General features: G+C 60.9%; 10 protein-coding genes. 7 read left to right on the top strand and 3 right to left on the bottom strand.

Annotated features, from left to right (window positions below; all coding sequences use genetic code 11):
- Positions 1 to 58: 58 nt before the first annotated feature.
- The 3 genes from J3P86_RS15665 to J3P86_RS15655 form a co-directional block, all read right to left on the bottom strand.
- A complete protein-coding gene (locus J3P86_RS15665; RefSeq protein WP_434698373.1) occupies positions 59 to 4,726 on the bottom strand; it encodes a dermonecrotic toxin domain-containing protein in 4,668 nt (1,555 codons plus the stop codon).
- A gap of 150 nt (positions 4,727 to 4,876) precedes the next feature.
- Positions 4,877 to 5,596, bottom strand: coding sequence for a FadR/GntR family transcriptional regulator (locus tag J3P86_RS15660; protein ID WP_434573623.1), 720 nt, complete (start codon positions 5,594 to 5,596; stop codon positions 4,877 to 4,879).
- Positions 5,597 to 5,800: 204 nt separating this feature from the next.
- Positions 5,801 to 7,537 carry an IlvD/Edd family dehydratase gene (locus J3P86_RS15655; RefSeq protein ID WP_181290491.1) on the bottom strand — a complete coding sequence of 579 codons (1,737 nt, stop codon included), beginning with the start codon at positions 7,535 to 7,537 and terminating at the stop codon, positions 5,801 to 5,803.
- Positions 7,538 to 7,730: 193 nt separating this feature from the next.
- Between J3P86_RS15655 and J3P86_RS15650 the strand changes: the two genes are divergently transcribed.
- The 7 genes from J3P86_RS15650 (at position 7,731) to J3P86_RS15620 (ending at position 14,156) form a co-directional block, all read left to right on the top strand.
- Positions 7,731 to 9,053, top strand: coding sequence for an MFS transporter (locus J3P86_RS15650; protein ID WP_434573625.1), 1,323 nt, complete (start codon positions 7,731 to 7,733; stop codon positions 9,051 to 9,053).
- A gap of 208 nt (positions 9,054 to 9,261) precedes the next feature.
- Entirely contained in the window at positions 9,262 to 10,254 is a 993-nt protein-coding gene (araD1, locus tag J3P86_RS15645; RefSeq protein WP_434630327.1) for an AraD1 family protein, read from the top strand.
- Positions 10,255 to 10,267: 13 nt separating this feature from the next.
- On the top strand, positions 10,268 to 11,848 hold the full coding sequence (locus J3P86_RS15640; RefSeq protein ID WP_434698372.1) for an aldehyde dehydrogenase (NADP(+)): 1,581 nt from the start codon (positions 10,268 to 10,270) through the stop codon (positions 11,846 to 11,848).
- A gap of 218 nt (positions 11,849 to 12,066) precedes the next feature.
- Positions 12,067 to 12,363, top strand: a complete 297-nt coding sequence (locus J3P86_RS15635) for a DUF5629 family protein (protein WP_434573631.1) — start codon at positions 12,067 to 12,069, stop codon at positions 12,361 to 12,363.
- Complete coding sequence (locus J3P86_RS15630) at positions 12,350 to 13,525, top strand: lactonase family protein (RefSeq protein WP_434698371.1); 1,176 nt, start codon at positions 12,350 to 12,352, stop codon at positions 13,523 to 13,525. Before J3P86_RS15635 ends, J3P86_RS15630 begins: the two co-directional genes overlap by 14 nt.
- 156 nt (positions 13,526 to 13,681) lie before the next feature.
- Positions 13,682 to 13,861: a hypothetical protein gene (locus J3P86_RS15625; protein ID WP_018611529.1), complete on the top strand. Its 180-nt coding sequence runs from the start codon at positions 13,682 to 13,684 to the stop codon at positions 13,859 to 13,861.
- Positions 13,862 to 14,030: 169 nt separating this feature from the next.
- A complete protein-coding gene (locus tag J3P86_RS15620; protein WP_305500469.1) occupies positions 14,031 to 14,156 on the top strand; it encodes a hypothetical protein in 126 nt (41 codons plus the stop codon).
- The last annotated feature ends 28 nt before the right edge of the window (positions 14,157 to 14,184 follow it).

The raw sequence follows: 14,184 nt of genomic DNA, 5'->3' as shown, positions 1-14,184 counted from the left end.
ACCCGAGGTTGCGGCTTTTTGCATCCAGCTTCGGACAAACGTGCCGATAGCTCAGCGATTAGTGGTCCAGGGGCAAGAACCAGCGTTGTGCCAGAGGTTTGCCGATCTGGCCGCGATGCACGTTCACGACGGCGTAGGGGCCTTCAGCTTTGGACAGCATTGAATAGTAGCTTTCCTTCCGTTGCTCCTTGGTTTTCACGTGTGCAACGCTGTAGTCGGCTTTCGGGGTGTCGGCCTTTTCATAGTGAAAATGGGCATACCAGAGGGGGAAGCCGTTACGGTCGTTGATTGCATATTCCTGAATGAAGTCCTTGCGGACTCCGCTCATGGCTGTGCGGTCGCCGTACTTGCTGACCTGGATCAATTCTTTTGCAAACAGATAGCGGAGATTGCCGTCGGTGGGTGGCAGTTTCAGGCTCAGCTCGGTGCGCAGGTAGCCGCCCTGTGCTGCAAGGCGGGTGGCGGCCTTTGTCAGTTCCTCGATTAAGGTCTGGTCTCGCGGGCCGGGCTCTGTTGGGGAAGCCTTGACGGCTTGTTCAAGCTCCTCGGCAATTTTGCGAAAACGATCCGCCTCGTTGTTCATGACCTCCTCGATTTCCTGCGGGTAACGGCACTGGGCTTTATAGCTTTTTGCCCTTTTCAGAAGTCTTTCCAGTTGTCCGAGCAGTTTTCGTGCGGCGCCTTTGATTTCACTGACAGGTCTCGTTTTCAGCGGCGCGGCCGGTCGCTCTTCCTTGACGAGGTCCCAGGCGTCTTCATGACGGGAATAGGTGCCTAGCAACTGGTTATCGTTTTCGGAGCGCAGCTCGACGACATCAATCTCCAAGGTTGTACCGGCAGGTCTCAGGTCGCCAACCAATACACCATTGTGGCGGGTTCGGATCACTTTTTTCTGAGGGCGTCCGGCGGATGTTCCGGTGCGTTTGGAAGCGCGCGCGCGCGGTTTCGGTTCGGGTTTTATTTCCGTGGCCAGTTCCTGGGAGACCTCCTCATACAATTCTTCGACCAAGGTGACCAGCTTGTCGAAATAAGGCAGGTCCATCTCATCGGCGTGAAGTACTTTCACGATCTGTAGGGCATCCAGCGCCTTGCCATAGTGTTCGGACAAGCTCTCCAATACCTCGAGCCGTTCCGAGAAGTCGTACGTCCACAACGTAGCGTGAGATTGTATTTGTTCCTTTAGCGGCTTGCTGATGGTTCGCAGGTGCTCCCTCGACTCGCTCTCGCCGCGCGAAGCGAGCACTGTGGCCAACGTCGTCTGGAGCTCTTGGCCAGCCAACGAAGCGGTTTTCGCCACCGGTCGGTCATGGGTCAGGCGATCGAACATTTCCCGGCCCTTGCTGCCCCGGTTCAATAACGTATCAAGCGTGCGGTGTTCAAGCTCCAGCCAATGGATCGAGCGCTCATTGAGCTCAAATAACTGCGCGGCGAACCTCAAATAGCCCTGCGGATCATGTTCAACTGCCTCCAGAATGTCAGACGCAGACGGTCCCACGAATGAGGAATGGGCAGCATTCAGAGCTTGTATATCCTTTACGACAACGGCAATGGCTGTACGACAACATTCGATCAACGATTCAGTGATCTGGTAAATATTCCCGCGGGAAATTGGGCTATTCAGCTTGATGGATTCGAGCTCGTTCCCCAGTATCTTCAGATCGGCTTCGGCCTGCTCCTTTAACTGTTCATGAAAGCTTTTACGTATGGGGGCCATCCGCTTCTCATCAGGTGGCGTACCGATCTCCAATAAGCTCAGCAGGTCGTGGGTGATATCCAGCTTCTTTTTCCGCTCGGCACTTTTTTCGAAGAACTCCCTGGTTTCCGCCGCGATTTCCGCTTTTCTTTTTTCGTTGAAGCGACGTTGTTCCTCCACGCGCTTGGGCGGCATCCCGCCACGCAGGCCCAGGCCCAGGTCCAAGGACCAGCTGCCGTGGCCGTCCGATATTAGCGCCGGCCCCCTGCGTGCCGGGTCGTGCGGGTCGACGATCTGTACGGTGCTGTTCCATGTGTCGACTTGATACAACTCGCCCTCAACCACGGCATGCCATTTTTTATTGATCAGATAAAGGCCGGTATAAGGGCCAGAGGGAAGGGCAGCGGGCATCACTGCGGGACGCTGCACTGTCAGGCGCTGCAAGCGGGTGCGTTGCTCCAGCGTCAGGCGCCGACGGGCGCTGGCGAAACTGAAGTCGAGGTGCTCAAAAGCAGCTTGGGCGTGTTCCCCGGGCAGGTAGACGGGGCCTTCGATGACGTCTGGCAGGGCCGGCTTGGGCCATTGCTCGGGAACGATGCGTGGCGCAGGCGCACGCATCGCCTGGTCTTCCAGTTCGTGGGGCAGTGGCTTGCGAACAGGCTCGTCGAGGGACAACGCCTGATGTCCGAGCATGGCGAAGTTCAAGAGAAAGTCGACGGTAGCGAGCTCCCGCGTAGTCGGATCCTCGCTCTGCATGGCCGGGATGTCTTGCCCGGCGACGGCGATCACGTTCCATAACCAGCCGACGCTTATCAATGGGCCGCGCAGGATCGGCACCAACAGTGTGTTGAACAACAGGCCGCCGCCCTCGAGAAGGGTCGCCCAACGGCTTTCGGCGTTGGAGACCGAAGCCCTGTTGGCCTGGGCAACCAAGGCCCGCGCATTACTGCCGTAGAGATACTCCATCAGCTTGCCGTTGTGCAGGAATTGCAACAACTCGTCGTTGTCACCCTCGATTGCGAGTGTCGCCGGGGTCGGCTTTTCGAAAGGGGCGAATTCATCGCCTGGAAGAAAGCGCACAATGTGTGGCTCCAGGAACCCCCCATTGGCGTACACCGGACGCGCGGTATCCGATAACCAGGTCAAGACGCTGGTCTGCAGTTCGCCGTCCAGGCCAATGGCAGTCAACAGCGCCTGGCGTGTCGGGAACTCAATCAACGAGGGCGAGTGAAGCGGGCGATACAGCAGGTGTGGTCCCGTTTCGACGGCTTGCGGTTCGATGATGAACATATTCGTCACAACATCAGGTCGCGCCTTCGGCTTACGCAGAAAGGCCAGGGGACGAATCACCACCGGACGACCGTCGACCTGTTGTTCCTCGACATCGGCTTGAAGGACGGCTTCGAGAAGGTCCAGGCCTTGACGGGTCATGCTGTTCTGGTGGTCGAGCTTTTGCTTGAGCGCTTCGAGAAGCAGCTCTGTCGGGACCTGGTCGGCGAATCTCTGTTGACGCAGGGTAGGCAAATCGTCAAACAGCTTGTGCTGCAGATATCGGGGGTAGGCGGTGCCGATGTCGACCTGTTCAATCAGCCCGCCCTGGCGGGTGATGTAGTCCGGGGTCAACCATTCGGGCAGGGTCAGGCCCAGGCGATGGCTGAGGATCGGGTTTCCACTGGGGCGGGCGACGAGATTGCGGATGGCCAGTTCGCTCAGTTTCATCGATTTTTTCTCGACAATCCCGATCGTACCGGGGAGGCCCGCCGCCACGGTGAAAGTCAGTAGCACGTCGTCGGGGTTGTAGCGGGAGGGTTGGGCCTGGGTCGACGAGCTATCGTTTGTTCGACCCATGCGCTCAAGCAGGGCTTGGGACGTGAAGGAGTGGATATTCTCGATATCGCTGAGGAAGGTTTGGCCTGGACTGCGTTTCTTGGCGCTGGCCAACGCCAGGCAGTAATGCTGGTGCCTGGTCTGGTCGACAACGGACGCTTCCTTCAACCATTCGGGCACCAGCGGCGCAATGAGCTTCGACATCTGAGGAGAGGGGTACGGGGTGTCACGCAGGTAGCGGGCCGGGTCGCTCAGTTCGTGATACAGCGCACGCAGGTGCTGCGAGCCGACGCGGGAAGGCAATTCCACCGCCCGGAGGTCGGCCAGCTGTTGCTCCAGGATCAGTGCTGCCTGGGTCTCGAACACGTTGCCAGCGATCTCGGTGCGTGTGCAAGTGACGGTGTCGACAAGGTACCGGCTGGCGATGAGTTCACTCCAGTGACGGTGAAAGTCCTCCAGCGATTCAAAGGGTTTGACGGCGCTGCCAGGGCTGCACAGCAGCAGGAGGGTCCCACCTTCGGTGGTGCGCGTCAGTAGAATCTCGCTACCGTATATGACCGAACGGGAAGCGGCTTTAACGAGCGTGCTTTCCAGGCTGTAGGCGTAGACGCTGGACTGACCGTCGGCGCGCAAGTGTTGCTTGCTGACAGGCCGGCGGGTGATCTGGTCGAGCATCTCACGTGCCGGGTCGCTGAGCCCTGGTTGCTGCAAGCCACGGGTCTGCAACAGGTTTCGCAGTGCACCGCTGAGCCAGTTCCAGCGGCTGGTGCCTTGATGGGGGTCAATGTCGGCATTCCAGTAGCGGACCAGCGCATCCTCGAATCCGATCGGTACTGTCCAAGGCAGTTCAAGTAGCAGCTTTTCCAGCGTGAGCATGTCCTGCGCGTCCAGCTTGAGACGGTGCGGCATCGTTTCGGAAAGGAAACAGCCATGCTCGCTCCACTCCTTGAAGTCGATGGGCGTGCCGGTAGCCAGGTAATCGAGGACGAGCGTCATGAGGCGGGTAGTCGTCCAGCTTTTAGAGGCCCTGTCGGGAGTTGCCAACAGCACCTTGGACAGGTTGAGCGCATTCCAAGGGTATTCCTTTCGAATAGCTTGCTGAAACGTGCTCGATACAACCTGCTCGAAGGTGGGTCGACCGGCAAATTGCAGGCTGACGTTCTGTGCCTGTGTGTTGGCGTTGTCAGCCGGGGAAGGCGATGCCATGTGAAGTTCCTTTTCATAAACCCATGGTCGTCAGGATGACGACTCGCGCAGTATCGCCATGACTGTCCCAGGTGTGCGGTACATAGGTACCGCACCCTTGAACGCCAGGCGTGCAGGTTTGTGAAGGGCTTCAGTAAAATCGGCGGTGAATCAGGCGGGATCGCTGCCCAGCACGACATTCAGCGCACTGCGGGCGTCATCCAGTTGCACCAGCGTGGCATGGCGGGCGCCGAGGGCATCGCGGTTCTCGATGGCGGTGAGGATCGCCTTGTGCCGTGGCATCGCCAGCTCGTGCAGGTTGGGCCGTTGGTTGGAGTGCTTGAGGGCTTCGGCGATGGCCACCGACAGCATGTTGCACAGGTTGGCGAGCAGGTCGTTGTGGGTGGCGTCGGCGATGCGGCTGTGAAAGTCCAGGTCCGGTTGCAGGAGGGCTTCCGGGGTCGGGGCGGCTTCCATGCGCTGGTAGGCTTCGCTGATGGCGGCGATGTCGGCGTCGGTGGCGAATTGCGCGGCGAGGGCGGCGGCGGCCGGCTCGATGATGCTGCGCACGCTGGTGAGCAGTCCGAAGAACTCGTTCTGTGGGCTGCTCTGCATCAGCCAGTGCAGCACATCGGGGTCGAGCATGTGCCATTCCCGACGCGGCTTGACCACCGTGCCCACTCGCGGCCGCGAATACACCAGGCCCTTGGCGACCAGCACGCGCGTGGCTTCGCGCAGCACCGGGCGGCTGACGGCATATTCTTCGCACAGCAAGGCTTCGGCGGGCAGTTTGTCGTCGGGCTTGAAGCGGCCAGAGACGATCTGCATGCCCAGTTCCTGGACGATGCGCGCGTGCATGCTCTTGCGGTCGGAGGGTTTGCGGTAATCCATGGGGAGCGGCGCGATCCTGTGTGCGAGGGGTGCTGCGCATGATAGCAGGCGCGGCGAGGGCGGGTCGCTAGTGCGATTTCTTAAGGTCAGTGCAGGCTTCTTGTGGGAGCGAGCCTGCTCGCGAAGGCGGTGGGTCAGGCGACATGAATGCCGCTGGTTCGACGCTTTCGCGAGCAGGCTCGCTCCCACAGGGGGATGGGGGCGTCAATGGGAGTGACGCGGCACCTCGGCGCCGCGGCAGCCCACCAGGAAGTCGAAGTCGCAACCCTGGTCGGCTTGCAGCACATGGTCGATGTACAGCTGGCGGTAGCCACCGACCAGCAATTGCTGCGGTGGCGCCAGGTCGGCCAGGCGCGCGGCGAGTTCGGCGTCGGGGATGTCCAGGTGCAGGCGGCCGCTGGCGCAATCGAGTTCGATCCAGTCACCTTCTTTCACCGCGGCCAAAGGCCCGCCGGCCGCCGCTTCCGGTGCCACATGCAGCACCACGGTGCCGTAGGCGGTGCCGCTCATGCGTGCGTCGGAAATACGCACCATGTCCGTCACGCCCTGGGCCAGCAGTTTGGCTGGCAAGCCCATGTTGCCGACTTCGGCCATGCCCGGATAACCCTTCGGCCCGCAGTTCTTCATGACCAGGATCGAGTCGGCATCCACGTCGAGCTCCGGATCGTTGATCCGCGCCTTGTACTCGTCGAAGTTCTCGAACACCACCGCGCGACCGCGATGCTGCATCAGTTCGGCGGTGGCCGCGGACGGCTTGAGCACTGCGCCCAATGGCGCCAGGTTGCCGCGCAGTACGCAGATGCCGCCGTCGGCGCGGATCGGGTTGTCCAGGGTGCGAATGACTTCGTCCTGGCCGTAGATCGGCGCGTCCTTGGTGTTTTCGCCGAGGCTCTTGCCGTTCACCGTCAGTGCGTTCGGGTGGGGGATCAGATTGGCTTCGCCGAGGCGACGCAGCACGGCAGGCAGGCCGCCGGCGTAGTAGAACTCTTCCATCAGGAAGCGTCCGGACGGTTGCAGGTCGACGATGGTCGGCATGCCGCGACCGATGCGGGTCCAGTCGTCCAGGTCCAGTTGCACGCCGATGCGCCCGGCGATGGCCTTGAGGTGAATCACCGCGTTGGTCGAACCGCCGATGGCGGCGTTGACGCGGATCGCGTTTTCGAAGGCTTCCTTGGTCAGGATCTTCGACAGCTTCAGGTCTTCGCGGACCATTTCCACGGCGCGCATGCCGGACATGTGCGCCAACACATAACGGCGCGCATCCACCGCCGGGATCGCCGCGTTATGCGGCAGCGAAGTGCCAAGCGCCTCGGCCATGCAGGCCATGGTCGACGCCGTGCCCATGGTGTTGCAGGTACCGGCCGAGCGGGACATGCCGCCCTCGGCCGCGAGGAAGTCATCGATGGTGATGGTGCCGGCCTTGACCTGTTCGCTCAGCTGCCAGACCACGGTGCCTGAGCCGATGTCCTGGCCCTTGTGCTTGCCGTTGAGCATCGGCCCGCCGGTGACGACGATGGCCGGCACGTCGCAACTGGCGGCGCCCATCAGCAGGGCCGGGGTGGTCTTGTCGCAACCGGTGAGCAGTACCACGCCATCAATCGGGTTGCCGCGAATCGCCTCTTCCACGTCCATGCTCGCCAGGTTGCGGGTCAGCATGGCGGTGGGGCGCAGGTTCGATTCGCCGTTGGAGAACACCGGGAATTCCACCGGAAAGCCCCCGGCCTCGATCACGCCGCGCTTGACGTGCTCGGCGATCTGCCGGAAATGCGCGTTGCACGGTGTCAGCTCCGACCAGGTATTGCAGATACCGATGATCGGCTTGCCATGGAACTGGTGGTCGGCGATGCCCTGATTTTTCATCCAGCTGCGGTACATGAAGCCGTTTTTGTCGGCGGTGCCAAACCATTGGGCCGAGCGCAGGGAGGGTTTCTTATCAGACATGATCGATTCTCTTATTGTATGACTATATTGTTCGAGCTGAAGCGTAACATAAGCGCAATTTACGCCGTTTGGAAGTGTTGTTGGGTAAATAGTATTACTATATAGTCCGATTTAACGGAGGGGTTGTCCTGGCGGTTATTCGCGAGAGAAATCCCCCGAGGTTCTATAACAACAACAATCGGAGACCGGTCCCATGAGCCAGGAATTGCGGCTTATACGTCGCATCACACTCAAACTGATTCCCTTCCTGATCCTGCTTTACCTGATCGCGTACGTGGATCGCTCCGCCGTGGGCTTTGCCAAGCTGCACATGGGCGCGGACATCGGCATCGGCGACGCCGCCTACGGCCTCGGCGCTGGCCTGTTCTTCATCGGTTATTTCCTCCTGGAGATTCCCAGCAACCTGATGCTGGAACGCTTCGGTGCGCGGCGCTGGTTTGCCCGGATCATGATCACCTGGGGCGCAATCACCATCGGCATGGCTTTTGTGCAGGGGCCCTATAGTTTCTACGTGATGCGCTTTCTGCTGGGCGCGGCCGAAGCCGGGTTCTTTCCGGGCGTGCTGTATTACATCACTCAGTGGTTCCCGGTGCGCCATCGCGGCAAGATCCTCGGGCTGTTCATTCTTTCCCAACCCATTGCGATGATGATCACCGGTCCCGTTTCCGGTGGCTTGCTGGGCATGGACGGCATCCTCGGCCTGCACGGCTGGCAGTGGTTGTTCATCGTCATCGGCCTGCCGGCGGTGCTGTTGACCTGGCCGGTGCTGCGTTATCTGCCGGACGGCCCGCAACAGGTCAAATGGATGGACCAGTCCGAGAAGGACTGGTTGACCGGTGAGCTGAAAAAGGACCTGGAAGAATACGGCCAGACCCGTCATGGCAACCCGCTGCATGCGCTCAAGGACAAGCGCGTCCTGCTGTTGGCGCTGTTCTACCTGCCGGTGACCCTGAGTATCTACGGCCTGGGGCTGTGGCTGCCGACGCTGATCAAACAGTTCGGAGGCAGTGACCTGGTGACCGGCTTTGTCTCTTCCGTGCCTTATATCTTTGGCATCATCGGTCTGCTGATCATTCCTCGCAGCTCCGACCGCCTGAACGACCGCTACGGTCACCTGGCCGTGTTGTATGTATTGGGCGCCATCGGTCTGTTCCTCAGCGCCTGGTTGACCGTGCCGGTGCTGCAACTGGCGGCGTTGTGCCTGGTGGCGTTTGCACTGTTTTCCTGCACGGCGGTGTTCTGGACTTTGCCGGGACGGTTCTTCGCCGGTGCCAGCGCGGCGGCGGGCATTGCCTTGATCAACTCGGTAGGCAACCTGGGCGGCTACATCGGCCCGTTCGTGATCGGCGCCTTGAAGGAATACACCGGTAACCTGGCGTCCGGGCTGTACTTCCTGTCGTGCGTGATGGTGTTCGGCCTGGTATTGACCGGGGTGGTCTATCGCTTGCTCGAACGCAAGCACGTGTTGCCGGCTGACCAGTTCGCGGCGAGCGCCCGCGGGGCGACGCGTAGCTGAGGACACCACAATCAACTGTGGGAGCGAGCTTTGTGGCGAGGGGATTTATCCCCGCTGGGGTGCGAAGCAGCCCCAAAACCAAGCAACTCGGTGTGCCAGGAAGGTTGAGTTCGCTGCTTTAGGGCTGCTGCGCAGCCCAGCGGGGATAAATCCCCTCGCCACAAAAGCCTGCTACGCCTATTCATGTTTTTGTTTACAGGAGAAACCCATGCGTTTAGTTCAGTTCGAATTGAGTAACGGCGAACGCCGCGTCGGTGTAGTTGACGGCGAGCAGGTGCGCGAAGTGCAGGGCGCCACGACGGTGCGCGACCTGGCGCTGGCCGCCATCGAGGCGGGCGTCAAGCTTGAGCAACAGGTCGACGGCCTGGGCCTGGGAGCGAGCCATGACTATGCGCAACTGCTGAGCGAATTGCGCATCCTGCCGCCGCTGGATCACCCGGACCCGGCGCACCTGCTGGTCAGCGGTACCGGCCTGACTCACCTGGGCAGCGCCTCGGCCCGGGACAAGATGCACCAACAGGCTGGCGACGAGAGCGCCATGACCGACACCATGCGCATCTTCAAATGGGGCGTGGAGGGCGGCAAACCCGCCGCCGGGCAGGCTGGCGTTCAGCCGGAATGGTTCTACAAGGGCGACGGCAGCATCGTCGTCCGTCCCGGCCATCCGTTCCCGCTGCCGCCCTTTGCCGAAGACGCTGGCGAGGAGCCGGAAATCAGCGGCCTGTATGTCATCGGTCACGACGGCAAGCCATATCGGCTGGGCTTTGCGGTGGGCAACGAATTTTCCGATCACGTCATGGAACGCAAGAATTATCTGTACCTGGCCCATTCGAAACTGCGCAGTTGCAGCTTCGGCCCGGAACTTCGCGTGGGCGAACTGCCTCAACATCTGTCCGGGACCAGTCGTATCCTGCGCAACGGCGAAGTGCTGTGGCAGAACGAATTCCTCAGCGGCGAGGCGAACATGTGCCACAGCCTCGAGAACCTCGAGTTCCACCATTTCAAGTACAGTCAGTTCCTGCGCCCCGGGGACGTGCACGTTCACTTCTTCGGCACCGCGACGCTGTCGTTCGCCGACGGCATCCGCACCCAGCCGGGGGACGTGTTCGAAATCAGCCAGGCCGAATTCGGCGCACCGCTGATCAACGGCATTGCTCCGGTAGACGCGGTGTTCAACCCAGGTACTATCGGCACACTTTAAAAGGAGACTTGCGATGAATCAGATCCTTGGCCACAACTACATCGGTGGCGCCCGCAGCGCGGCCGGCCAGACTCGCCTGCAAAGTTTCGACGCCAGCACCGGCGAGGCCTTGCCGCATGATTTCGTCCAGGCCACGGCGGAAGAAGTCGACGCCGCCGCCAAGGCCGCCGCGGCGGCTTATCCAACCTACCGCAGCCTGAGCGCGGCGCGCCGGGCCGAATTTCTCGATGCCATCGCCGATGAGCTGGACGCCTTGGGTGATGAGTTCGTCGCCGTGGTCTGCCGCGAAACCGCATTGCCGGCCGCACGGATCCAGGGCGAGCGCGGCCGCACCAGCGGGCAGATGCGCCTGTTCGCCAAGGTCTTGCGCCGTGGCGATTTCTACGGCGCGCGCATCGACCGGGCCTTGCCGGAGCGTACGCCGCTGCCGCGCCCGGACCTGCGCCAGTACCGCATTGGTCTCGGTCCGGTGGCCGTGTTTGGCGCCAGCAATTTCCCATTGGCATTCTCCACCGCTGGCGGTGACACCGCTGCCGCGCTGGCCGCCGGTTGCCCGGTGGTATTCAAGGCCCACAGTGGCCACATGGCCACCGCCGAGCATGTGGCCGATGCGATCATTCGCGCGGCTGAAAAGACTTCGATGCCGGCCGGTGTGTTCAACATGATCTACGGCGGTGGCGTCGGCGAATGGCTGGTCAAGCATCCGGCGATCCAGGCCGTCGGCTTCACCGGTTCCCTGAAAGGCGGGCGTGCCCTGTGCGACATGGCGGCCGCGCGGCCCCAGCCGATTCCGGTCTTCGCCGAGATGTCGAGCATCAATCCGGTGATCGTCCTCCCGCAAGCTTTGCAAGCGCGCGCCGAGAGTGTCGCTCGCGACCTGACCGCCTCGGTGGTGCAAGGCTGCGGTCAGTTCTGCACCAACCCTGGCCTGGTGATCGGTATCCGCTCACCTGAGTTCACTGCCTTCACCCAGCAGGTGGCTGCGCTGATCGGCGACCAGGCGCCGCAAACCATGCTCAATGCCGGCACGCTGCAAAGCTACGGCAAAGGCCTGCAAAAATTGCTGGCCCACCCAGGCATCGAACACCTCGCCGGTCGCGAGCAGCAAGGCAACCAGGCGCAACCGCAATTGTTCAAGGCTGACGCCAGCCTATTGATCAACGGTGACGAGGCGTTGCAGGAAGAGGTCTTCGGCCCGACCACGGTGTTTGTCGAAGTGGCGGACCAGGCGCAATTGAGCGCTGCGCTGCATGGCCTGCACGGCCAGCTCACCGCCACGATCATTGGCGAACCGGCGGACTTCGAACGGTTCGGTGAACTGACGCCGTTGCTGGAGCAGAAAGTCGGCCGCATCTTGCTCAACGGTTATCCAACTGGTGTGGAGGTTTGCGATTCGATGGTCCATGGCGGGCCTTACCCGGCGACGTCCGATGCGCGTGGCACTTCGGTCGGCACGCTGGCGATCGATCGGTTCCTGCGTCCGGTGTGCTTCCAGAACTACCCCGACAACCTGTTGCCAGAGCCGTTGAAGAACGCCAACCCGCTGGGGATCCTGCGATTGGTAGATGGCGTGCCGGGGCGCGAGGCGCTCTGAGGAGCTGAACAGGCCGTTGCATTCATGTTGAATGCGCCGGCCTTTTCGCGAGCAGGCTCGCTCCCACAGGGGATTTCTGGTGGGTATGAATCCTTTGTGGGAGCGAGCCTGCTCGCGAAAGCGATAGGTCGGCCAGCACCGCTTTCGAACCTTATGGCCCAAGCTCCACTCTGACATTGGGTTATCATGCCGCTTTTCCCAATGACTGACTGATCGCTATGACTGCCCCGACCGACACTCTGCTGCAAGCCCTCGAACACTGCGACATGCTGATCATCGACGGGCTGCACGCTTTCGATTTTTCCCTCGACGAGCAGGACCAACTGCACGTCGAATGCATGAACGGCCGTACCCTCGAGCATTGGCGCTTCACGCCGGCACAGATGCAGGCCGCGACCTTCGACACAGCTTCGAAACATTGGGTCATCACCAGTGATTCGGGCGATCACCATCTGGAATGCGTGGAGGCGACCAGCGGCCACGACGACGAGGACTCCGAGCATGAAGATGCGTAGTTTCTGGCCATTGCTGATGGCCGGCAGCGTGGGCGCCATGGGCGTCCAGGCAGAAACCACCGAGCACTATCAATTGCTGGTGGGCTCCTACACTGCGGACCAGAGCCAGGGCATCTACCGCATGCAGTTCGACAGCCGGACCGGCCAGCTCGACGCCAAGCCATTGCAGGTGATCAAGACGGACAACCCGTCCTGGTTGACCCTTTCCAAGGACCTGAGCCGGCTGTTCGTGGTCAACGAAAACGGCCCGGGCCAGAAAGACCCGGTGGGCAAGGTCAGCAGTTACGCCGTTAACCCCAAGACCCATGAACTGAGCCTGATCAATCAGGTCCAGTCCCTGGGCAACGAGCCGACTCATTCCAGCCTGAGCCATGACGGCCAGCATCTGCTGGTGAGTAATTATTCCGTTCTGGAAAACCCGGGCGGCACCTTGGTCGTGCTGCCAGTGGGGGCGGATGGCAAGCTCGCGCCGGTGGTGCAGTCGGGCAGTCATCAGCCGAGTCGGGTCAACCCTGAGCGGCAGAAGTCGGGGCATGTGCATTCGGCGGTGCCTTCGCCGGACGGCAAGTATGTGTTTGCCAACGACCTGGGGGCGGACAAGGTATTCGTCTACCGCTACGACCCGAAAGCCAACCCCGAGCTGCCGCTGACGCCTGCCGATCCGGCATTCGTGCAGTTGCCGCCGGGCAGCGGGCCGCGTCACCTGCTGTTCAGCAACGATGGCAAGCACGCCTGGCTGACCATGGAGATGACCGCCCAGGTTGCGGTGTTCGACTACCAGGATGGCCGCCTTACCCAGCGTCAACTGGTCGACCTCGCCGCCGGCAAGCCCCAGCCGGGTAAAGCGGCGGCAGCGCTGCATGCGTCCAGGGACGGCAAGTTCCTGTACGTCAGCAATCGGGGCACCACCAACGAACTGGTGGTGTTTGCCATCGACCCGGCGGCTGGCACGCTGAAAGAACTTCAGCGGCGCTCTGTCGAGGGCGACCATCCTCGGGAATTCAGCCTCGACCCGAGTGAAAAATTTGTCCTGGTGGCCAACCAGAAGAGCAACCAGATCGTCATCATCGAGCGTGATCCGAACACCGGCCTGCTGGGTAAAACCGTCCAGAAGCTGGCGATGGATGCGCCGAGCGACTTGAAATTCATGGTTCGTCAATAAGCTGAAGGCCCCGATTTACGGGGCCTTCGCCGTTGTATCAACAAGACTGATAGTCGCTAGTATTACAAAGCATTTCAAGACGAGACGCCTCGGCGCGTAAGTTTGCTTCACGGCCCCACCGGGCAAATCAGCAAACTGAATCCGAGGACTACCGCCATGAATCTGAATCTCTTCTCCGTTATTGCCGCTTCCGCTATCTCTGCTACCGTGGCATTGCCAGCCAGTGCCAGCATCGAAATCAGCGACAAGAAAAACCGCACCCAGAGCTACACTGAGAAATACCTGCAACAGAGCGCCAACTTCTACGCCGCACTGGATCACAAGACCCAACACTGAATCACGCTGACCCTGAAGCCTGCGATCTTTTCATTTCCTGCTGGATGCCAGCGGAGAGAAAAGATCGCAGGTTTCGTGCGTGGGCAGAAAATCCCGTTGTGATATCACATGGCCATGTGTTTAAATTTGACGCTAGTTAATTGACTCCTTACCAATAAGGATCGACACCATGGCGATGCGTCTGGCAGTGATGCTGCTGTTTCTCTACTCCACTCCGATTGTCTCGGCGGCCCAGCCAATTCCTGGAGAGCTGGAAGTGGCTCGCGAGCGATTGTTGAGCTTGGTCAACGACTGATTTCAGGGTTTCATCAATCAATAAACCT

The organism is Pseudomonas sp. D1-1 (assembly GCF_051132225.1).
GTDB lineage: Bacteria > Pseudomonadota > Gammaproteobacteria > Pseudomonadales > Pseudomonadaceae > Aquipseudomonas.
Note: the sequence above shows the minus strand (reverse complement) of the source record. Positions and strands in the feature narration are given on the sequence as shown.

Excerpts from the sequence above, each read along its gene's own strand:
- J3P86_RS15620 (WP_305500469.1), top strand. The coding sequence starts at position 14,031 with ATGGCGATGCGTCTGGCAGTGATGCTGCTGTTTCTCTACTCCACTCCG.
- J3P86_RS15630 (WP_434698371.1), top strand. The coding sequence starts at position 12,350 with ATGAAGATGCGTAGTTTCTGGCCATTGCTGATGGCCGGCAGCGTGGGC.
- J3P86_RS15625 (WP_018611529.1), top strand. The coding sequence starts at position 13,682 with ATGAATCTGAATCTCTTCTCCGTTATTGCCGCTTCCGCTATCTCTGCT.
- J3P86_RS15655 (WP_181290491.1), bottom strand. The coding sequence starts at position 7,537 with ATGTCTGATAAGAAACCCTCCCTGCGCTCGGCCCAATGGTTTGGCACC.
- J3P86_RS15635 (WP_434573631.1), top strand. The coding sequence starts at position 12,067 with ATGACTGCCCCGACCGACACTCTGCTGCAAGCCCTCGAACACTGCGAC.
- J3P86_RS15665 (WP_434698373.1), bottom strand. The coding sequence starts at position 4,726 with ATGGCATCGCCTTCCCCGGCTGACAACGCCAACACACAGGCACAGAAC.
- J3P86_RS15650 (WP_434573625.1), top strand. The coding sequence starts at position 7,731 with ATGAGCCAGGAATTGCGGCTTATACGTCGCATCACACTCAAACTGATT.
- J3P86_RS15640 (WP_434698372.1), top strand. The coding sequence starts at position 10,268 with ATGAATCAGATCCTTGGCCACAACTACATCGGTGGCGCCCGCAGCGCG.
- araD1 (WP_434630327.1), top strand. The coding sequence starts at position 9,262 with ATGCGTTTAGTTCAGTTCGAATTGAGTAACGGCGAACGCCGCGTCGGT.
- J3P86_RS15660 (WP_434573623.1), bottom strand. The coding sequence starts at position 5,596 with ATGGATTACCGCAAACCCTCCGACCGCAAGAGCATGCACGCGCGCATC.